This window comes from Streptomyces sp. HUAS MS02, assembly GCF_055702265.1.
The window spans coordinates 7,210,963-7,230,503 of record NZ_CM146747.1 but is presented as its reverse complement, the minus strand read 5'-3'; the positions used below and the strand labels follow the sequence as shown (position 1 = coordinate 7,230,503).

Annotated in this window: 17 protein-coding genes and 1 riboswitch; of the genes, 4 read left to right on the top strand and 13 right to left on the bottom strand. The window is 70.7% G+C overall.

Features of this window, described 5'->3' with window-relative positions:
- Positions 1-12: 12 nt before the first annotated feature.
- Positions 13-1,635, bottom strand: a complete 1,623-nt coding sequence (locus ACZ9QC_RS31065; RefSeq protein ID WP_472921860.1) for a GMC oxidoreductase — start codon at positions 1,633-1,635, stop codon at positions 13-15.
- Between the two features lie 47 nt (positions 1,636-1,682).
- Complete coding sequence (locus ACZ9QC_RS31060) at positions 1,683-2,936, bottom strand: glycosyltransferase family 4 protein (protein ID WP_472916136.1); 1,254 nt, start codon at positions 2,934-2,936, stop codon at positions 1,683-1,685.
- Positions 2,937-3,132: 196 nt separating this feature from the next.
- Here ACZ9QC_RS31060 and ACZ9QC_RS31055 point away from each other — a divergent pair, with 196 nt between their 5' ends.
- Entirely contained in the window at positions 3,133-4,386 is a 1,254-nt protein-coding gene (locus tag ACZ9QC_RS31055; RefSeq protein WP_472916135.1) for a glycosyltransferase 87 family protein, read from the top strand.
- A 192-nt stretch (positions 4,387-4,578) separates the two neighbouring features.
- Here the strand turns inward: ACZ9QC_RS31055 and ACZ9QC_RS31050 are convergent, their stop codons facing one another.
- From ACZ9QC_RS31050 to ACZ9QC_RS31030, 5 genes are all read right to left on the bottom strand, one after another.
- On the bottom strand, positions 4,579-5,856 hold the full coding sequence (locus tag ACZ9QC_RS31050) for a Cif family virulence factor (protein ID WP_472916134.1): 1,278 nt from the start codon (positions 5,854-5,856) through the stop codon (positions 4,579-4,581).
- Positions 5,857-5,998: 142 nt separating this feature from the next.
- Positions 5,999-7,030 carry a C40 family peptidase gene (locus ACZ9QC_RS31045; RefSeq protein WP_472916133.1) on the bottom strand — a complete coding sequence of 344 codons (1,032 nt, stop codon included), beginning with the start codon at positions 7,028-7,030 and terminating at the stop codon, positions 5,999-6,001.
- A 310-nt stretch (positions 7,031-7,340) separates the two neighbouring features.
- The gene (locus ACZ9QC_RS31040) at positions 7,341-8,378 is read right to left on the bottom strand and encodes a C40 family peptidase (RefSeq protein WP_472916132.1); all 1,038 of its coding nucleotides are present in this window, start codon (positions 8,376-8,378) and stop codon (positions 7,341-7,343) included.
- A gap of 259 nt (positions 8,379-8,637) precedes the next feature.
- The gene (locus ACZ9QC_RS31035) at positions 8,638-9,981 is read right to left on the bottom strand and encodes an NYN domain-containing protein (RefSeq protein ID WP_472916131.1); all 1,344 of its coding nucleotides are present in this window, start codon (positions 9,979-9,981) and stop codon (positions 8,638-8,640) included.
- A gap of 71 nt (positions 9,982-10,052) precedes the next feature.
- Positions 10,053-10,292: a hypothetical protein gene (locus ACZ9QC_RS31030; protein ID WP_033528168.1), complete on the bottom strand. Its 240-nt coding sequence runs from the start codon at positions 10,290-10,292 to the stop codon at positions 10,053-10,055.
- 197 nt (positions 10,293-10,489) lie between these two features.
- On the opposite strand from ACZ9QC_RS31030, the gene ACZ9QC_RS31025 reads away from it, so the two are divergent.
- A complete protein-coding gene (locus ACZ9QC_RS31025) occupies positions 10,490-11,245 on the top strand; it encodes a rhomboid family intramembrane serine protease (protein WP_472916130.1) in 756 nt (251 codons plus the stop codon).
- Positions 11,242-11,523, top strand: a complete 282-nt coding sequence (locus ACZ9QC_RS31020) for an Lrp/AsnC family transcriptional regulator (protein ID WP_033528170.1) — start codon at positions 11,242-11,244, stop codon at positions 11,521-11,523. Before ACZ9QC_RS31025 ends, ACZ9QC_RS31020 begins: the two co-directional genes overlap by 4 nt.
- Positions 11,524-11,683: 160 nt before the next feature.
- Here the strand turns inward: ACZ9QC_RS31020 and ACZ9QC_RS31015 are convergent, their stop codons facing one another.
- From ACZ9QC_RS31015 to ctaE, 6 genes are all read right to left on the bottom strand, one after another.
- A complete protein-coding gene (locus tag ACZ9QC_RS31015; protein ID WP_472916129.1) occupies positions 11,684-13,045 on the bottom strand; it encodes an aminotransferase class V-fold PLP-dependent enzyme in 1,362 nt (453 codons plus the stop codon).
- Positions 13,046-13,172: 127 nt separating this feature from the next.
- A riboswitch (SAM riboswitch) is annotated at positions 13,173-13,288 on the bottom strand.
- A gap of 267 nt (positions 13,289-13,555) precedes the next feature.
- Positions 13,556-14,620, bottom strand: coding sequence for an anthranilate phosphoribosyltransferase (gene trpD, locus ACZ9QC_RS31010; protein ID WP_472916128.1), 1,065 nt, complete (start codon positions 14,618-14,620; stop codon positions 13,556-13,558).
- 154 nt (positions 14,621-14,774) lie between these two features.
- A complete protein-coding gene (gene qcrB, locus ACZ9QC_RS31005; protein WP_472916127.1) occupies positions 14,775-16,415 on the bottom strand; it encodes a cytochrome bc1 complex cytochrome b subunit in 1,641 nt (546 codons plus the stop codon).
- Positions 16,412-17,470: a cytochrome bc1 complex Rieske iron-sulfur subunit gene (gene qcrA / locus ACZ9QC_RS31000; RefSeq protein ID WP_472916126.1), complete on the bottom strand. Its 1,059-nt coding sequence runs from the start codon at positions 17,468-17,470 to the stop codon at positions 16,412-16,414. Before qcrA ends, qcrB begins: the two co-directional genes overlap by 4 nt.
- Positions 17,467-18,276 carry a cytochrome bc1 complex diheme cytochrome c subunit gene (gene qcrC, locus ACZ9QC_RS30995; protein WP_472916125.1) on the bottom strand — a complete coding sequence of 270 codons (810 nt, stop codon included), beginning with the start codon at positions 18,274-18,276 and terminating at the stop codon, positions 17,467-17,469. The genes qcrA and qcrC overlap by 4 nt, the downstream gene beginning before the upstream one ends.
- A 97-nt stretch (positions 18,277-18,373) precedes the next feature.
- Positions 18,374-18,994 (bottom strand): aa3-type cytochrome oxidase subunit III, encoded by a 621-nt coding sequence (gene ctaE / locus ACZ9QC_RS30990; RefSeq protein ID WP_033528179.1) that lies wholly within the window; start codon positions 18,992-18,994, stop codon positions 18,374-18,376.
- A 145-nt stretch (positions 18,995-19,139) separates the two neighbouring features.
- Between ctaE and ACZ9QC_RS30985 the strand changes: the two genes are divergently transcribed.
- Positions 19,140-19,541, top strand: a complete 402-nt coding sequence (locus ACZ9QC_RS30985; RefSeq protein ID WP_472916124.1) for a response regulator — start codon at positions 19,140-19,142, stop codon at positions 19,539-19,541.

Below are 19,541 nucleotides of genomic sequence, written 5' to 3'. Positions count from 1 at the left end.
GGGCCGGTCGGCTCATGGCGCGGTGTCCTCCACCAGGACCCGCGCCATCGTGCGTTCGGCGAGCGCGGTGATCGTGACGAACGGGTTCACCCCGATCGAGCCGGGCACCAGCGAGCCGTCGGTGACGTACAGCTTCGAGTACCCCTTCACCCTCCCGTAGCCGTCGGTCGCCTTCCCCAGCACACAGCCGCCCAGCGGGTGGTACGTGAAGTCGTCGGCGAACACCTTGCTGGGCGACCCGAACAGGTCGTACCGGTACATCGTGGAGTTGGCGGAGTTGATCCGGTCGAAGAGCTTCTTGGCCATGGACGAGGAGACCGCGCTCTGGGCGGCGCTCCAGCCGAGTTTCGCCGTGTCGGCGGCGGCGTCGTAGGTGAAGGAGGCGCGTTCGGTGTTCTTGGTGATCGCCAGATAGAGGCTGACCCAGTGTTCGAGGCCGGTGGGCAGGGGGGCGATCTCGGCGAAGACGGGGTTGGCGGTGTTGGCCCAGTCGTCGATGCCCATGACCGGCATGGTCGACTGGTTCGCCCCGACCGTGTCCCACAGGTGGTTGGCCCGGCCGAGCATCACATTGCCGTTGGGGCCCCAGCCGGCGCCGACGCTCGCGTCCAGGGCGGGGAGGGTGTTCCTGGCCCGTGCGCGGACGAGGAGTTCGGTGGTGCCGACGCTGCCGGCGCCGAGGAACAGGTAGGTGCAGCCGTACTCCTTGGTCTCGACGACCTTGCCCGTGCCGTCGATACGGTCGACGGTGACGACGTACGTGCCGTCGCTCAGCCGGCGGATGCCCCGGGCCCGTTCCAGGGTGTGGATGGTGACGTTGCCGGTGCCGAGGGCGGCGGCCAGGTACGTCTTGTCGAGGCTCTTCTTGCCGTGGTTGTTGCCGTAGATGACCTCCCCCGCGAGAGCCGACTTGGTCGCGGTGCCCGCCGCCTCGCGCTGCATGTGGCCGAAGTCGTAGACGCTGGGCACGAAGGTGGTCTTCAGGCCGGCCTTCGCCGCGTGGGCGCGGGAGATACGGCTGAAGCGGTACCACTCCGTGGACTCGAACCAGGCGGGGTCGACGGTGTTGACGCCGAGCATGGCGCGGGCCCGGGGGAAGTACGTGGAGTACATCTCGGCGGCGTCGACGGTCGGGAACTGCTCGGCGAAGTACGACCGGAGCGGGGTGACGGCCATGCTGCCGTTGACCAGGGAGCCGCCGCCGACGCCCCGGCCGAGGAAGACCGACATGTTGGCGTAGCGCACCCGGTCCAGCACGCCGGGATACAGGCTGATGTCCTTGTTGACGACGTCCAGCCAGAGGAACGTGGCGAGCGGGGCCTCGGTGCGGGTCTTGAACCACATCGACCGCTCGTCCGGCTCCCTGGTGGAACAGAAGATCTTGCCGTCGGAGCCGGGGGTGGTCCAGGCCTTGCCCATCTCCAGGACGAGGGTGCGGATACCGGCCTGGCCGAGGCGGAGGGCGGCCACGGCGGCGCCGTAGCCGGAGCCGATGACGATCGCCGGGGCGTTGTCGACGGCGTCGGGCTCCGCCGCCCCGGCGGACTGGAGGCCGATGCGGGTGAGGCCGAGGGCGGCCGCGCTCTGGAGCGCGGCCATACCGAGAATGTGACGTCTCGTCAGCTGACGTTGCATCAGTTTTGCTGTCATGTGCGCAGCATGTGCGGATTTCCCGGCTCCGGCTAGGGCCTCCGCCGTGCCGAACGGCGCCTACCGGGGTGCCGGGTACCCCCGGAAGGCGACTTCCGGTCGTCTTGTGGCTGGTCGCGCGGTTCCCCGCGCCCCTTACGGGGCTGCAGCAGCGTTTTCAAAGTTTCTGCCAACAGGTCCCAGCGCCATTTCTCCTCGACCCACTCGCGGCCCCGCTGCCCCATGCGTTCCCGCAGCTCCCGGTCGCCAAGGAGGGTGGTGACGCGCTCCGCGGCCTCCGTCGGGGAGCCGCCCCGTACGACCCAGCCCGTCTCGCCGTCGAGCACGGCGTCGGGGGCGCCGCCGGAGTCCCCCGCGACGACGGGGAGGCCGGTGGCCGAGGCCTCCAGATAGACGATGCCGAGGCCCTCCACGTCCAGCCCGCCCCGACGGGTGCGGCACGGCATGGCGAAGACGTCACCGGCGCCGTAGTGGGCGGGCAGCTCGGACCAGGGGACGGCGCCGGTGAAGCGGACGGACCCGGCGACCCCGGTCTCCTGGGCGAGCCGGCGCAACTCCTTCTCGTACGGTCCGCCGCCGACGATCAGCAGCACCGCCTCGGGCTCCGCCGCGAGAATGCCGGGCATCGCGCGGATCAGCGTGTCCTGCCCCTTGCGCGGCACGAGCCGGGAGACACAGACGACGACCGGGCGGTCCGTGAGGCCCAGCCGGGCGCGGACCTCGGCGCCGCCGGAGCCCGGGTGGAAGGTCTTCTCGTCGACCCCGGGCGGCAGTTGGACCATCCGTCCGGCCGCCTCGGGGGTGAGGGCCGTGGCGATCCTGGAGCGGGTGTACTCGCCCAGATAGGTGATCGTGTCCGTGCCCTCGCCGATCCGCCGCAGCAGTTGCCGGGCGGCGGGCAGCTGCGCCCAGCCCGCCTCGTGGCCGTGCGTGGTGGCCACCAGCCGCTCGGCGCCCGCCCTGCGCAGCGCGGGGGCCATCAGGCCGAGGGGGGCCGCCGCGCCGAACCACACCGACGTGCAGCCGTGCTCGCGCAGCAACGAGACCGCCCGGCGGGTGACGGCGGGCGTCGGCAGCAGCATGGTCGTCCGGTCGCGCACGACGGTGAAGGGCTGCTCGGCGTCGAAGGCGGCCGTCGCCTCGGCGCCCTCGCGGCCGCGCTTCCACGTCGACGCGTAGACGACGAGGCGCTCGGGGTCCAGCCGCAGCGCCATGTTGTGCAGGAACGCCTGGATGCCGCCGGGCCGGGGCGGGAAGTCGTTGGTCACGATCAGGGTCTTGTGCATCGCCGCCGACATTACCGAACGGGCCCGGACGCGCCGCCGCCAGGCACATCCCACGGCCCGGGGCGGTCGCCCCCCCACCAGGGCTCCGCCGAGCCCGGCCGGGCTTCACGGCCGTCTCACAGCCCGGCGGGGGATCATGTCCCTCACCGGCGAACCGGTGCGCGGACGGACAGGGACAGGGACTCACGTGGTGCGGATGGACATGACGGGCTCTCGAAGGCTCCCGTTCGGGCTGCTCACGCTCTGGGCCGCGACCCGGCTGCTCCTGCTGCTGTTCGTCTTCAAGGTGTACGTCTTCCCGGGCCCGGACGTCACCGGCGACGTCTCGGTGATCTACCACGGCTGGTACGAGACCCTGCGCACGGGCACGTACCCCCACGACGACGTCACCTGGCAGTATCCGCCCGCCGCCGCCCTCGCGATCCTCTCCCCCGCGCTGCTGCCCTTCCTGGACTACGCGTCGGCCTTCTTCGTCCTCGCCTTCCTCGCCGACCTGGCGGTCCTCGCCCTGCTCCTCCACGCGGGCGCGCGCCCCGGCAGGACCTGGCGCGGCGCCCGGGTGTGGGTGGTGGGCCTGGCCCTGCTCGGTCCGACCGCGTACGCCCGGTACGACGTGATGGTGACGGCGGTGGCGGTCGCGGCCCTCCTGGCCGGCAGCCGCCATCCGCGCGCGATGGGGGCGCTGACGGCCTTCGCGGCCCTGTTGAAGGTGTGGCCGGCGCTGCTGCTCCTGGGCGCCCGCCGGCGCGCCGCGTGGGTCTGGGCGGCGGCCACCGGCCTCGTGCTGGCGGCCGGCCTCGCCCTGGCCATGCCCGGCGCCTTCGCCTTCCTGACCTTCCAGCGCGACCGGGGCACCGAGGTGGAGTCGCTGGGCGCCCTGGTCTTCCATGTGGCCCGGCAGTTCGGCTGGGACGGGGAGGTGCTGCTCAACTACGGCTCGGTGGAGTTCCTCGGCCCGCACGTCGACGTCGTCAGCGACGCGGCCCTGCTGCTCAGCGCAGTGGCGTTCGCCTGGCTGCTGCTGTGGCGGGTGCGGGCGCGGCGGTTCGCGCCGCACACGCTCGCGGACGCGGCGTTCGTGGGGGTGCTGATGTTCACGGCCACGAGTCGGGTGATCAGCCCCCAGTACATGGTGTGGCTGGTGGGGCTGGCCGCCGTCTGTCTCTGCTTCCGGGCGAGCCGTATGGGGCTGCCGGGGGGCATGGTTCTGGTGGCGTCCTTCGTGACCGTGCTGGAGTTCCCGATCTGGTTCGGCCATGTCGTGGCGAGCGACTGGCTGGGGGTGACGCTCCTGTTCGTCCGCAACGGGCTGCTGGTCCTGGCGGCGCTGCTGGCGGCGTTCGAGCTGTGGAGCGACACGGTGGCGCTGAGGGGTGCGTTGTCGGGTGCGGGTCCGGTTGCCGGGGGCGGGTCCGGTGGAGGCTGGTCGCGCAGTTCCTCGCGCCCCTGAAAGCCAGGGACTACGCCCCTGAAAGACCAGCTGCGGGCCCGAAACCCACAGCTCCGCGGGGTGAAAGACGACGGGGCCGCGGCTTGAAAAGCACGGGGCGCAGCCCCTGCTTTTCAGGGGCGCGGGGAACTGCGCGAGAAGCCCCACCGGACCCGCACCCGGCAACGCACCCCCAGCACACTCCACCCTCCCTCACCCTCCCCCCAGCTGCGCCCGCACATACTCCCTCCACTCCCCCGTGAACCCCTCCACCGTCGTCCCCAGCACCTCCTCCAGCGCCCCCTCCACCGCCCCCTCCCTCTCACCACGCGCACCGACCGCCCGGTAGAACTCGTCCAACCGCACCTCACCCCACCGGTCGGCGATCAGACGGCACGCCAGCCAACCGCTCTCGTAGGCCTGCGCGAGCCTCCCGGAGTCGTCGGCGAAGCCGAAGTCCTCGTCGGCGGGGAGCGCCACCGGCAACCGCCCCTCCGCCACCGCCCGCCGCAGCTCGGGGGCCACGTCGGAGGCGGCGCGCCCCGTGCCCCGGTAGCCGACCCAGTCCGCGTAGCCCTCGGAGAGCCACAGCGGCGTCGCGGCGTTGGTGTGGGCGCGCGTGGCGACATGGGTCGTCTCATGCGTGAGGACGACCTGTTTGCCGAAGTCGCCGAGGACCGCGTACGCGTCGGGGTTGACCACGATCCGGTCCGCCGGCGCCTTCGCCGAACCCCCCGCCTCCCCGGTGGTGACCGCCGCGATTCCCCGGTACCCGGACGCGGGCGCCCCCAGCAGCCCCGCCATCTCGTCCAGCGACTCCGGTACGACGACCACGACCCGCCGTGCCCAGTCCTCCCCCCACGCCTCCGTCACGGCGGGCACGGCCCAGTCCGCCAGCGCCGCGTACCCCCGCAGGGCGTCCGCCGACCGCCCGACGCCCAGCACGAGGCTGCGCTCCCCGCGTACCGCGACGATCCGCCCCTGCTCCCAGAGCTGTTCGGTGCCCTTCTTCGAGGGCTCGTCGGCGGCCATCCGCCACGCCCCGTCGTCGTCCCGGACGAGGGTCAGGGTCCGTACGGCGGTGACGGGCGACTCGTCGTAGCCGCGGATCCGGTAGCGCAGGGCCGCCTCGGCGGTGGCCCGGTCGCCGGAGCGGCGGAAGGAGTTGAGGTGGTAGGACCAGGAGGACAGCGGAAGGCGGCGGAGGTTGGTGAACTCGGCCGCCCCGGTGGCCAGTTGACCGGCGACGGAGGTGGTCGGCGCCTCGGTGGCGCGGTAGGCCGCGCCGTCCCGTTCCAGGACCGCAGTGGCCCGCCGGTCGAGCATCCGCTCGACATCGGCGCGGGCGGCGTCGGGTTCCGCGTCGGCGCCGCAGCCGACGAGGACGGCGAGGGCGAGGGCGACCGCCGAGGGAACGCCTCCGCGTCCCGGGAGCCCGTGCCGGACCCCCGACCCGGACCGGGAACGCGTCGCGCGCCTTCGACCAGCCACGTTCCCGATCGTACGGGGACCCAGGCGCCGTACGGCAGGGTCGGCCGGTCCCGGCCCGCGTGCGGCGACGCGGGGGCAACTGCCGTGGCGACGTGCGGCTCCCGGCCGCCGTCGCCCTGTGGCGACCGGGGACCGGCTGCGCTCAGGGGCGCGTGACCGAGGCGATCGGCATCATGCCGACGGGGTCGTAGCGAACCGGGGCGCCCGGGTAGGGGGCGTGGATGACCTGCCCGTTGCCGACGTACATGCCGACATGGCTGGCGTCGGGCCGGTAGGTGACCAGGTCGCCGGGCTGGGCCTGGGAGAGCGGGACCTGCGTGCCGGCGTACCGCTGGGCCTGCGAGGTGCGCGGCAGGCCGACGCCCGCCTGGCCGTACGACCAGACCATGAGACCGGAGCAGTCGAAGCCGTCGGGGCCGGTGGACCCCCACACGTACGGCTTGCCGAGGGCCGAGCGGGCCGCGGCGACGGCGGCGGCCGCGCGGCCGTTGGGGGCGACGGCGCCGGCGGGTTCGGGCATGTCGGTGCGGCCCGAGGCGGTGGAGCGGGAAGCGCGTTCGTACTCGGCGCGCTCCTCGTCCGGGAGGGAGTTGAGCAGTTGCCGGGCGGCCGCGAGCTTGCCCTCCACGGTCCGCTTGTGCTGGGCGACGGCCTTGCGGCTCTTCTCCAGTTCGGTCAGCTTGCCGCCGGCCTCCTCGCGGTCCTGTTCGAGGTCACGCATGGCCTGCTGGAGGTCGTGGAGTTCGCCCGCCTGCTGGGCGCTGATGCGGTCCAGGGCGGACGCCCGGTCGAGGTAGTCGTCGGGGTTCTCGGAGAACAGCAGGGCGATCGACGGGTCGAGGGCGCCGGAGCGGTACTGGGCGCCGGCGAGCGAACCCAGCGACTCCCGCATGGTGTTGATGCGGTCCTGCTGCCGGGCGATCGAGTCCTGTGCGGTGCCGACCTGCTCGCGCAGCTCGTCGGCGCGCTCGTCGGCCTTGTTGTACGCCTCGGTGGCCTTCTCGGCCTCCTCGTACAACCGGTCCACTTCGGCGCGGGTGGTGTCGTGCGGCGCGGCGGCGGCCGACTGGACAGGGATGGCGCCGAGGGCGGCGGCAGCGGCGGACAGCACACCGAGGGCGGCGGCCGCGCCCCGGTCGAACCCGGACGGTACAAGGCGACTGTGGGACACCACGGGAAGCCGCACTCCCTTCGACGGTGGACAGGGCACTCCCCGGGCCGGAAGTCGCCCCGCGGAAGGGTGCGCTCACGGCGGGTGAGGGAAGCGCGGCCGACAGTAGCCGCGTGACGGTCTCCCAGCCAAAGACCTCCACGGCGACGCAGCGTGACGTCCGGCCTGGGACCCAGGTCACCGGCGGGGGAAGGGGTCAGCACGAGGTGCGGGAATTCGCCCGTTCGGGCGGCCCTGTGTCCTGATCTTGAAGCAGAACAGGGCCGACCGTCACACTGTGTGACGGTCGGCCCTGTTCGAGGCGGAGCGGGTGTCAGCCGCCGATGCGGACACCGAACTGGAAGCTGCCGATGGTGCCCATCGACTCGTAGCGGACGACCTTGCCCGGGTAGGGAGCGTGCAGGACCATGCCGTTGCCCGCGTAGAGGCCGACGTGTCCGAGGTCGTTGAAGAACACCAGGTCGCCCGGCTTGAGCTGGTCGCGCCCGATCTTCGTGCCGTCGTTCTGCTGCGTGTACGTGGTCCGGCTGATCGAGACACCGGCCTGGGCGTAGGCCCACTGGGTCAGCCCGGAGCAGTCGTAGGAGTTGGGGCCGCTGCCACCGGAGACGTACGGCTTGCCGACCTGGGTGTCGGCGGCGGCGAGGGCGGCGGCGCCGTAGCTGGAGGCGGGCGCCTCGTTGCCGAGTTCGACGCGATCCCCGGCGTCGCGGCTGGCGCGGGTCTCCTGCTCGTCCAGGGCGGCCTTCTCCTCGGCCGTCAGGGTGTTGAGGAGCTTCTGCGCGGCGGCCAGCTTGCTCTGGACTTCCTTCTTCTTGTCCGCCAGGGTCTCGCGGGTGTCCGCGAGGTCCTCCAGCTTCTCCGTGGCCTCCTGGCGCTGCTGCGCGAGCGTGCGCTGCTTCTCCTGGATCTTCTTGAGCGCCTCGACCTGCTGACCGGTCAGCTGGTCGAGCGTGGCGGCCTTGTCCAGGTAGTCGTCCGGGTCGGCGGAGAGGAAGAGCTGGATCGAGGAGTCGATGCCACCCGAGCGGTACTGGGCGCTGGCCGCCAGGCCTATGCCCTCACGGAGCTCGTTGAGCTCCTCCTGGCCCTTGGCGACGTTGTCCTGGATCGTGGAGATCTCCTTTTCGAGCTTCTCCTGCTTCTCCTCGGCCCCGTTGAGCTTGTCGGTGGCCCGCCCGGCGTCCTCGTAGAGCTTGTGGACCTTGGCCTGGACGTCGTCCTTGCTCGGCTTCTCGCCGGGGGCGGCGTTGGCGGCCTGCGAGGTCAGGGCCACGGCAGCGGCGGCAGCGGTGGTGAGCACGGTCACACGCGTACGGCTCGGCTGCTTGGGTCGACGGTGGGACGCCACGGTAGGTGAACTCCTTCATGTGAGCGACCGACCGGCGGGGACTCCGGCGACGATCACCCGTTCAGAGGTTTGAGCCCAGACCCTAGTGACCCAACGGTGATCACTTCAAATCCCCCACAGGAAAAATCCCGTCCCAGGGCGCACAATTTACACTCAACACACATCCCGTAGCGCTCGGTTGACGCTACGTCGCGCAACAGTTCCGTCAATTCGGTCATTGCGCCCGTACGTTGCTCTTGGTGCGTACGGGATCGAATGGTCAGGAAAGGCGCTTGAGGAGCACCGCGGAGGCGACCGGCCGGGCCCCCGCCTTGGCGATCCCGTCGGCCACCTCACGGTCGGTGGAGACGACGATGACCGGCCGGCCGGGGGGTTCGGCGCGCACCAGCTGGCGGATCAACTCGTCGGCGGTGACACCCGGTTTGGAGAACAGCACCCGCACTCCGCGCGGCGGCGCGAGCAGCACCGGCGCGGCCAGCTCCGCCCCGTCGAAGACACAGGTCACCTCGGCGCCGGTCTGCGCGGCGAGCTGGGAGAGCTGCCCGAGGAGCCGCAGCCGCTGCTTCTCCAGCGGCATCTGCGGATAGCCGGTCTTGGTGACGTTGTAGCCGTCGACGACGAGGTGTGCCTGCGGCAGCGCCAGCAACTGGTCCAGGATCGCCGGGTCGTTCTCCGACAGCGCGCGGGCGGCGATGTCCTTCGGGGTCATCCGGCCCGGCTCGACCGCGTCGACGGTCTCGGCGGGCCGTACGGAGACCGGCGGCAGCGCCAGTTCACGCCTGAGGCCCTGGGCCGCGTCCAGCACGGTGTCCAGCAGCAGCCGTACCCGCATGTCCTCGACGCTGCGGCCCTCGCGGGCGGCCCGTCGGGTGGCCTCCAGAGCGGCCTCCGCCTCGCCGAGCCGGGCCTTGAGCCGCCGGGTCTCGCTCTCGGCGGCCGACACCTGGGCGTGGCTCTCGGCGCGCAGGGTCTCCATCTCGGCGTGCAGCTTGCGCAGGGCGGCCTCGCCGCGCTTGACGTCGCTGAGGGCGGCGCGGAGCTTGCGGTGCAGCGAGTCGGCTTCCTTCTTGGCCGATTCCAGCTCCGCGCGCAGCCGTTCCGTCTCGGTCCTCGTGTGGCCGCGGGCCTCGGCGAGCTGCTCGCGCAGCCGCTCCAGCTCGGCCCTGCTCTCCTCGTCGGCGCGCTCGGCGTCGGCCCGCAGCGCCTCCTCACCGGCGGCGGCGACCAGCTTCACCCAGCCCGTGGGGCGCAGCACGTAGGCCGCGGCCGCCACGTCCAGCGGATCCGCGGCCGGGGGCGGCGCGCCCGTGTCGAGGGCGCCGGCCAGCTCCGGATGGGCCTCCCGGAACCGCTCCCCGATCCGCTGCCTGAAGAGCGTGTCGCTCTCCACGGCGGCCGCCATGGCGTTCCCGGCGAACTTGACCCGGCGGTTCGGGGCGAACCGGGCGTACTGTCTGAGCTGGGCGGGCAGTTCGGCGACGGTCAGTCCGCCGAACCCGTCGGAGACGATCTGCACGACGCGCTTGCGGACGCCCTCGGGCAGCGGACGGTCGAGCACCTCAGCGGCGCCGTCGCCCGGCCCCCCGCCTGCGCTCTCCACCATCCGTCACACCCCATCTCTTCGCGGGGCCGTCCCCCGCTCCCGGCGTCGCCGGAGCGGGGGGACCCCCATCCTCAGGAGCCGGCGCCCGGCCTGTCGACGAGTTCCACCTGGTCCACGGCGTTGCACCAGCGGCAACGGACCGACTCGATGGTCTCACTGACCACGTTGCGCTCCTCGACCTCGGGCTTCCCGGCGAGATCGAGGTGAACGTACTCGACGACCTTCGACGAGCGGGTCACGTCGAACCGCGTGAGGTTGCCACAGAGCGTGCAGCGCCAGCGGGTGGTGTCCGTCGGCAGGGGAACCGTCATCGTGGCTGCTCTTCCTTCGTCCGTCTCCGTGTAGCACCGGCGTCCCGGTGCGTGTGGCTCGTAACCCTACGGCCTGAGCGGTCCTGGACGCCTGTTCGCCTGCGGTGGCGCCGCGGATTGCCCGCGGGGGCGGGGCCGACCGTCGTCGGCGGCGAGGCGGTCTGTGCGGGTGGGTCCCGTTACGTCATGCTCTGCTCATGATCGGCAAGTGGAGCACCTCGGCCGCCCGGGCCGTACGAAACGAGTCGGCGCCGGTGACGTACGGGCTGATCGCCGTGTGCTGTGCGCTCTTCCTGATCGGACCGGCGGCGGGCCTCAACCCCGTGTACGGCACCGGGGACGAACTGCTCGCCGCGCAGCGGGCGTACTTCCGGCGCTGGGGTGTCGTCCCGGTCGAGCTGTTCCACGGCACCGGGCGCGCGGCGCTCACGCCCCTCACGGCGCTCTTCGTCCACGGCAGCTGGCTGCATCTCCTCGGCAACATGCTCTTCCTCTTCGTCTTCGGGGCGATGGCCGAGGAGCGCATGGGCCACGTGGAGTTCGCCCTCTTCTACGTGGGCTGCGGCTATGTCGCGCTGGTGGCGTACGCGGCGGCGCACGCCGGGTCCCCGCAGTCGCTGGTGGGCGCGTCGGGGGCGATCTCCGCGGTCCTCGGCGCGTTTCTGTTCCTGTTCCCCAGGGCGCGGGTGACGAGCCTCCTGCCCTTCCTCTTCTTTCTTCCGCTGCGGTTCCCGGCATGGGTCACCCTGCCGTTCTGGGTGAGCCTGCAGTGGCTGGCCGCGGGCCGGCAGACCGCGGGTCCGGGGGTCGCCTATCTGGCGCACCTGGTGGGGTTCGGGCTGGGGTTCGCCTACGCGTGGGGGCGCTACGGGCGTGGGGCTAGAGTGAAAGCGCCCGTGGATGTTCCGTCGGACGTCCCAGCTCCGGCCCCCGAGGGAGAGAAACAGCCGTGATCACCGCGATCGTGCTCATCAAGACCAGCGTGGACCGGATCCCGGAGATCGCGGAGTCGATCGCCGCCCTCGAATCCGTGAGCGAGGTGTTCTCGGTGACCGGTACCTACGACCTGGTCGCCATGGTCCGGGTGAAGGCCCACGACGACCTGGCCGATGTGATCCCCGGGTCCATCAGCAAGATCCCGGGGGTGCTGGGCACCGACACGCACGTGGCGTTCCGGACGTATTCGCAGCACGACCTGGAGGCCGCGTTCGCCATCGGACTGGACGGCTGAGCTCGCGCGAGCCGCCCTTTCCGCTCGGGATCGCCTCGCGGGCGCCCTCGGCGAGGGCGCGCACGCGGTGCCCGGCGTGGACGCGTACACCGGCATCCTGCCCGCCCCGGTGGCCCTCACCGAGGCCATGCTGCGCGGGAGCGGACTCAGAGGTCGCCGATCACACGGCCGGAACGCAACGCCCGTCCTCCGTACGGTAGTTCCACTGTGCGCCGTCCCGTACGAGCTCCTTCACCGCGCCCACGAACCGCTCCACGTGCTCGTCGGGGGTGCCCGCGCCGAAGCTCACCCGGATCGCGTTCAGGGAGCGCTCGCCGGGCGCGGCCTCGGGGGCGCCGCACTCGCCCTGGGTCTGCGGGTCGCTGCCGAGGAGGGTGCGGACGAGGGGGTGGGCGCAGAAGAGGCCGTCGCGTACGCCGATGCCGTACTCGGCGGAGAGGGCGGCGGCGAAGTGGGAGCTGTTCCAGCCCTCGACGACGAAGGAGATGACGCCGACGCGCGGGGCGTCGTTCCCGAAGAGCGAGAGGATCCGCACCTCGGGCACCTCGGCGAGCCCGGCGCGCACGGTGTCGATCAGGTGCCGCTCACGGGCGACCAGGGTGTCGAACCCGGCCTCGGTGAGCGCCTTGCAGGCGGAGGCGATCGAGTAGGCGCCGATGACGTTGGGCGAACCGGCCTCGTGCCGGGCGGCGGTCTCGTGCCACTCGACATCCACACCGCCGTCGGTGCGCCGGGTCACCTTGCGGCTGGCACCGCCGCCCGCGAGGTACGGGTCCGCCGCGCGCAGCCAGTCGGCGCGGCCGGCGAGGACGCCCGAACCGAAGGGCGCGTACAGCTTGTGGCCGGAGAAGGCGACCCAGTCCACGTCCAACTCCTGCACGGAGAGGGGGTGGTGGGGGGCCAGCTGGGCGGCGTCGAGGACGATCCGCGCGCCGTGCGCGTGCGCGGCGGCGGCCAGCTCCCGCACCGGCCAGATCTCACCGGTGACGTTGGAGGCACCGGTGACGCAGACCAGCGCCGGCCCGTGCGGGTCTCGGTCGGCGAGGGCGGCCTCCAGGGTGGCGACGGCTTCCCTCGGCGTGCGGGGCGCGTCCAGGTAGCTGACCCGGGCGTTCCGCCACGGCAGCAGCGAGGCGTGGTGCTCGGTCTCGAAGACGAAGACCTGGCAGTCGGCGGGGAGCGCCTGGGCCAGCAGGTTCAGCGAGTCCGTCGTCGACCGGGTGAAGATCAGCTGGTCGTCGGCGCGGCAGTCGAGGAACTCCGCGACGGTCCTGCGGGCGTTCTCGAAGAGGTCGGTCGACAGCTGGGAGAGGTAGCCGGCGCCGCGGTGGACGCTGCCGTAGTAGGGCGCGTACGCCGCCACGTCGTCCCAGACGCGCTGCAGGGCCGGGGCGCTGGCCGCGTAGTCGAGCGCGGCGTAGCTGACCTCGCCGCCGGTGACGAGCGGGACGGTGACATCCCGCCCCAGAACGGGCAGCGGGGCACAAACGGACTGGTCGGCGGCAAGGGTGGAGACAGACATGGGGGTACTCCCGTGAGGAGGCATGCCGAAAGAAGGCATGCGGAGGAAGAGAAAGAAGAGAAAGGGGTGCGCGGAGGCGGGGCTCGGCGGCCCTATCGCATTCGCTTGCTCACGGAAGACTCCCTCGAAACCGCGCTTGCCGTAGACCTCGCTGCCTACGACCCGGTCCTCACCCGGGGCACCCCGCCACGGACGGAGGGTTGCCGGACAGCCAGCCGGGGCTATGGGCTGTCACTCATGACCTGAAGCAGAACGTACGTGAGGTGATCGTCGGGCCGCAACTTCTGTCCGGATGACGGGATGGGGCGCCTCATAGCTCGGGGGCGCGCATTCGTTGGCGGGTGCGGGTCGGTGGGGCTTCTCGCGCAGTTGCCCGCGCCCCTGAACGACCAGGCCCTGCGGGCCTGAAAAGCGGCGGGGCCGCAGGTTGAAAAGCACGGGGCGAAGCCCCTGCTTTTCTCAGGGGCGGGGAACTGCGCGAGAAGCCCCCACCGACCCGCACCCGAAGAACTACCGGTTCGTCGCCGCGACCCACCGCTCGAGAACCCGCCGCGCCGACCCGGAATCGATCGATTCCGCGGCCTTGGCCATCCCGCCCCGCAACTGCTCCGCCAGCGGCCCGGACGTCGGCTCCAGCGCCACCAGCGCCGCCGCCGAGTTCAGCAGCACCGCGTCCCGCACGGGACCCGTCTCCCCGGCCAGCAACCGCCGCGCGACATCCGCGTTGTAGGACGCGTCCGCCCCCCGCAACGCCTCCACCGGCACCAGCTCCAACCCCACGTCACGCGGGTCGAAGCGCTCCTCGGTCACCTTGCCGTCCCGCACGACCCACACCCGCGACGTCGCCGTGGTCGTCAGCTCGTCCAGCCCGTCGTCCCCGCGGAAGACCAGCGAGGAGTTGCCGCGCTCGGCAAAGACGCCGGCCATGATCGGCGCCATCCGGGGGTCGGCCACACCGACCGCCTGGGCCCGCACCTTCGCCGGGTTGGCCAGCGGCCCGAGCGCGTTGAAGACGGTCCTGATTCCCAACTGCCCCCGCGCGGCGGCCACATGACGCAGCGCCGGATGGAACTTCACCGCGAAGCAGAAGGTGATCCCGGCCTCCTCGGCGACCTCGGCCACCCGCTGCGGCGTCAGCTCCAGATTGACGCCCAGCTTCTCCAGCACGTCGGACGCCCCGGACGCCGACGACGCGGCCCGGTTGCCGTGCTTGACGACCTTCGCGCCCGTACCGGCGACGACGATCGACGACATCGTGGAGATGTTGACCGTCTTGGCGCCGTCCCCGCCCGTACCGACGATGTCGACGGTCCTCCCCGACACCTCGATCACCTTGGCGTGCTCGTACAGCGCCTCGACGAGACCGGTGATCTCCTCGACGGTCTCCCCCTTGGCCCGTAGCGCGACCACGAACCCGGCGATCTGCGCGTCCGTCGCCTCGCCGCGCATGATCTGGTCCATCGCCCAGAAGGTGGCACCGGCGTCCTGGTCGTGCCCGGACAGCAGCGCGTTCAGCACGGCGGGCCAGGAACGGCCCGCCGCGGTGTCGCCTCCAGCGGGGGTCACAGCGCTCATAGCCGCTCCTGGGTGTCGTAGCCGCGAGCAGGGGGTGCCACGCGGACCGCGAAATCACTGATACGCCCACCCTATCCAGGTCGGGGCACGGCGAAGGGCCCCCGTCCGAAGATCGGACGGGGGCCCTTCGACCGTGTGTGGCGAAGCGAAGCGATCAGTGGTGGCCGTGGCCGCTCGTGATCTCCTTGTACTCCTCGACGGTGGGCTTGGCGATCTGGCTGTCCTCGCCGTAGTAGCCCTTGCTCAGCTTGACGCGGGCCTTCTCCAGGCGCGAGACCTTGCGGGCGACACCGTTCTCGTCGACCGCAGGGCCGAGCTCGGCCGGCTTGTACTGCTCGTGCGCCGTGAGCGTGTGCAGCTGCTCCTGGCTGAGCGGCTCGTGGACCTCGATGAACTCACCGTGCGGCAGGCGCTTGATGATGCCGGTCTCGCGACCGTGCAGGATCTTGTCCTTGTCCCGGCGCTGCAGGCCGAGGCAGATGCGCTTGGTGATGATGAACGCGAGGACCGGGGCCACGAAGAACGCGATCCGGACGAACCAGGTGATGGCGTTGATCGACAGGTGGAAGTGGGTCGCCCAGAGGTCGTTTCCACCACCGATCAGCAGGACCATGTACCAGGTGATCCAGGCGACACCGAAACCGGTCCGGGTCGGCGCGTTGCGCGGGCGGTCCAGGATGTGGTGCTCGCGCTTGTCGCCGGTGACCCAGGACTCGATGAAGGGGTAGACCGCGATCGCGGCCAGCACCAGCGGGAAGATGACCAGCGGAATGAACACGCCCAGGACGAGCGTGTGACCCCAGAAGTTGATCTCCCAGCCCGGCATGACACGGATCAGACCCTCGGAGAAGCCCATGTACCAGTCGGGCTGGGCGCCGGTCGACACCTGGTCCGGACGGTAGGGGCCGATGCTCCAGATCGGGTTGATCGTGGCGATCGCCGAGATGGCCGCGATGACACCGAAGACCAGGAAGAAGAAACCGCCGGCCTTCGCCATGTACACGGGGAGCAGCGGCATGCCGACGACGTTGTTGTTCGTCTTTCCGGGGCCCGCGAACTGGGTGTGCTTGTGGTAGAAGACCAGGATCAGGTGCGCCACCACGAGGCCGAGCATGATGCCCGGCAGCAGCAGGATGTGGACCGAGTAGAAGCGGGCCACGAAGTCGCCGCCCGGGAACTCCCCGCCGAAGAGGAAGAACGACAGGTACGTGCCGACGATCGGCACGGACAGGACAGCGCCCTCCATGAAGCGGACACCGGTGCCGGAGAGCAGGTCGTCCGGGAGCGAGTAACCGGTGAAGCCGGTGAACATGCCGAGGACGAACAGCAGGAAGCCGAACAGCCAGTTGACCTCACGCGGCTTGCGGAACGCGCCCGTGAAGAACACACGCATCATGTGCACGAACATGCCGGCGAGGAAGATCAGAGCCGCCCAGTGGTGGATCTGCCGGATCAGCAGACCACCGCGCACCTCGAAGGAGATGTGCATGGTCGAGTTGAACGCCTCGGACATCAGCTGGCCCTGCAGCGGGACGTAGCTGCCGTGGTACTCCACCTCGTTCATCGACGGGTGGAAGAACAGGGTCAGGTACACACCCGTGAGGATGATGATGATGAAGCTGTACAGGCAGATCTCGCCCAGCATGAACGACCAGTGGTCGGGGAAGATCTTGCGCATGTTGGCCTTGGCCAGGGAGTAGATCCCGAGCCTGCCGTCGGCCCAGTCGGCGACGCGCTCGCCGGCCGGTGCCTTGCCACGCGGGTCGCGCGCTTCGGTGCTGGTCGTGGTGCTCATCCGCGCTCCCAGAAGGCAGGGCCGACGGGCTCGTCGAAGTCGCTCACGGCTTCGAGGTAGCCGTCTTCGCCGACGGTGATGTGCAGCTGCGGCAGGGCGTGCCCCGCAGGACCGAAGATCACCCGGGCGCCATCGGCGAGGTCGAAGGTGGACTGGTGACAGGGGCAGAGCGCGTGGTGCGTCTGCTGTTCGTACAGGGAGATCGGGCAACCCACGTGGGTACAGATCTTCGAGTACGCGAGGATGCCCTCGTGCGACCACTCCAGTGACTGCTTGTCCTTGATGTCGTTCGGCTGGATCCGAACGATCATCAGGGCGTCCTTGGCGATGTTCTTCTGGAAGTCGTGGTCGTGCTCGTCGAGGCCGTCCGGCATGGCGAAGGTCAGCGACCCGACCGCGACGTCCGAGGGACGCAGCGGCTCTCCGGTGTTCATGTTGACGAGCTTCTTGCCCTTGGCCCACTGGGTGTGGCGCAGCTTGGTGCCGGGCAGCGGACCGAGGTCGCGCAGCAGGACGACGCCGGAGAGCGGGAACAGGGCCAGCGCGCCGAACATCGTGTTGCGGATCAGCTTGCGGCGGCCGAGCGCGGACTCCTTGGCACCCTGCTTGAAGTCGGCCAGGACCTTGGCCTTGACCTCGGGCGGGGCCTCGATCGGGTGACGCTCGTCGGCGATCTCCACGTCCGACATCAGCGTGCGGGCCCAGTGGACCGCGCCGGCGCCGATGCAGAACAGCGACAGCCCCAGGGTCATGCCCAGCGCGAAGTTCAGCGCGCTGATGTGACCGATCGGCCAGACGTAGACCGCCTTGTCGACGGGGATCGCCACGTAGGAGGCGATGAAGCCGACGGTGGCCAGCATCGACACCGTGAACAGCAGGGCGACCGTGCGCTCGGACCGCTTGGCGGCCCGCTCGTCGATGTCCTGGACCCGGTGCTGGTGGGGCGGCAGGCCGGGGTCCGCGAAGGGGTTCTCCTCGTCCGCGACCGCGACAGCGCCGTGCGCGTCGTCCTGCTCTACGGGCAGGTTCTCTTCTGGAATCTTTTGGCTACTCATGACTTCTTGGCCTTTGCGGTCCGGGCGGCGACCCACACGGCGACGGCGATCAGCGTGCCGAGCCCGAACACCCAGCCGAAGAGGCCTTCGCTGACCGGGCCGAGCCCGCCGAGGCTGAGGCCACCGGGCTCCACGGTGTCGTCGCTGTTGACCGCGTCGAGGTAAGCGATGATGTCCTTCTTGTTCTCCTCCGACAGCGTGGTGTCGGGGAAGGACGGCATGTTCTGCGGGCCCGTCTGCATGGCCTCGTAGATGTGCTTCGGGTCGACACCCTCAAGGGACGGCGCGTACTTGCCCTCGGACAGCGCACCACCCTTGCCGGTGAAGTTGTGGCACTGAGCGCAGTTGGTCCGGAAGAGTTCGCCGCCCTCGGCGATGTCCGCGCCCTCGGGGTTGTACTCGTTCTCGGTCGGGATCTCCGGGCCGGCGCCCAGGGAGGAGATGTACGCCGCGAGCTGGTCGATCTCGGCCTGCGAGTAGACGACCGGCTTCTTCGGGACCTGCGCGCCCGGCTGCTGGGCCGGCATACGGCCGGTGCCCACCTGGAAGTCGACCGCCGCCGCGCCCACACCCACCAGGGAGGGACCGTCGGAGGTGCCCTGACCGTCGGTGCCGTGGCAACTCGCGCAGCCGACGGCGTAGAGCTTCTTGCCCTCCTCGATGGTGAGGGTCTGCGCGGTTTCTTCGGCCACCGCCTTGTCCGCGGGTGCGAAGGCGGTGTACAGCCCCGCGCAGGCCGCCAGCGCGATGGTTAGGACGACGAGCGCCGCCAGCGGATGGCGTCGTCGTGCGGAGAGCTTTTTCACGGATTACCCCGGTGTCAGGATCTTCTGCGTCGGTGCTTCTGGAAGGGTCGTTCTCGGTGCGAGGCGGGCGCGTCAGTCGCCCGGCCCGGCCGCCGATCTACTTGATCATGTAGATCGTGGCGAAGAGGCCGATCCAGACGACATCGACGAAGTGCCAGTAGTAGGACACGACGATGGCCGCGGTCGCCTGCTCGTGGGTGAACCTCTTGGCCGCGTAGGTGCGTCCGAGGACCAGCAGGAAGGCGATGAGACCGCCCGTCACGTGCAGGCCGTGGAAGCCGGTGGTCAGGTAGAAGACCGAGCCGTACGGGTCGGACGAGAGCGACAGGCCCTCGTGCTTGACCAGCTCGGTGTACTCGAAGACCTGACCGCCGATGAAGATCGCACCCATCACGAACGTGACGATGAACCACATCCGGAGCTTCTTCACGTCCCCGCGCTCGGCGGCGAACACGCCGAGCTGGCAGGTGAGGGAGGAGAGCACCAGGATCGTGGTGTTCGTCGCCGAGAACGGGAAGTTCAGGGTGTCGGCCTTCTCCGACCAGAACTCCGGACCGGTCACCGATCGCAGGGTGAAGTACATCGCGAAGAGGGCCGCGAAGAACATCAGCTCGGAACTCAACCAGATGATGGTTCCGACGCTGGTGAGGTTCGGCCGGTTGACCGACGGGTGCGCGTGCCCGGTTTCTACTGTCGTTGCTGTCGCCACGACCGACATTATGTCGGTCGCTTATCCCGCCCTCACTCCGGGGGGTGCCGTTCGGAGTGTTGCTCCCTTCCGTACCGGTGCTGACGTGGTGTTCGAGGGAGTAGCATCCGCGCATCGGGCCCTGTCCTTAAGACGCTGACGTCACGGAGGAACAATGCAGCCGACCGCCACGGTGCTGGTCTACAGCGACGACTCCAACACCCGGGAGCAGGTGCGGCTCGCGACCGGGCGCCGCCCCGCTCCGGACGTGCCGGCCGTGGAGTTCATCGAGTGCGCGACCCCCGCCGCCGTCATCAAGGAGCTGGACAGGGGCGGGATCGACGTCTGTGTCCTCGACGGCGAGGCCGTGCCCATGGGGGGCATGGGGGTGTGCCGGCAGATCAAGGACGAGATCTTCGAGTGCCCGCCGGTGCTGGTGCTCATCGGGCGGCCGCAGGACGCGTGGCTCGCCACGTGGAGCCGGGCGGACGCTGCGGTGACCCTGCCGGTGGAGCCGGTGGAGTTCGCGGCGGCGCTGGCTTCCCTGCTCCGCAGCCGGCAGGCGATGAGCGCCTAG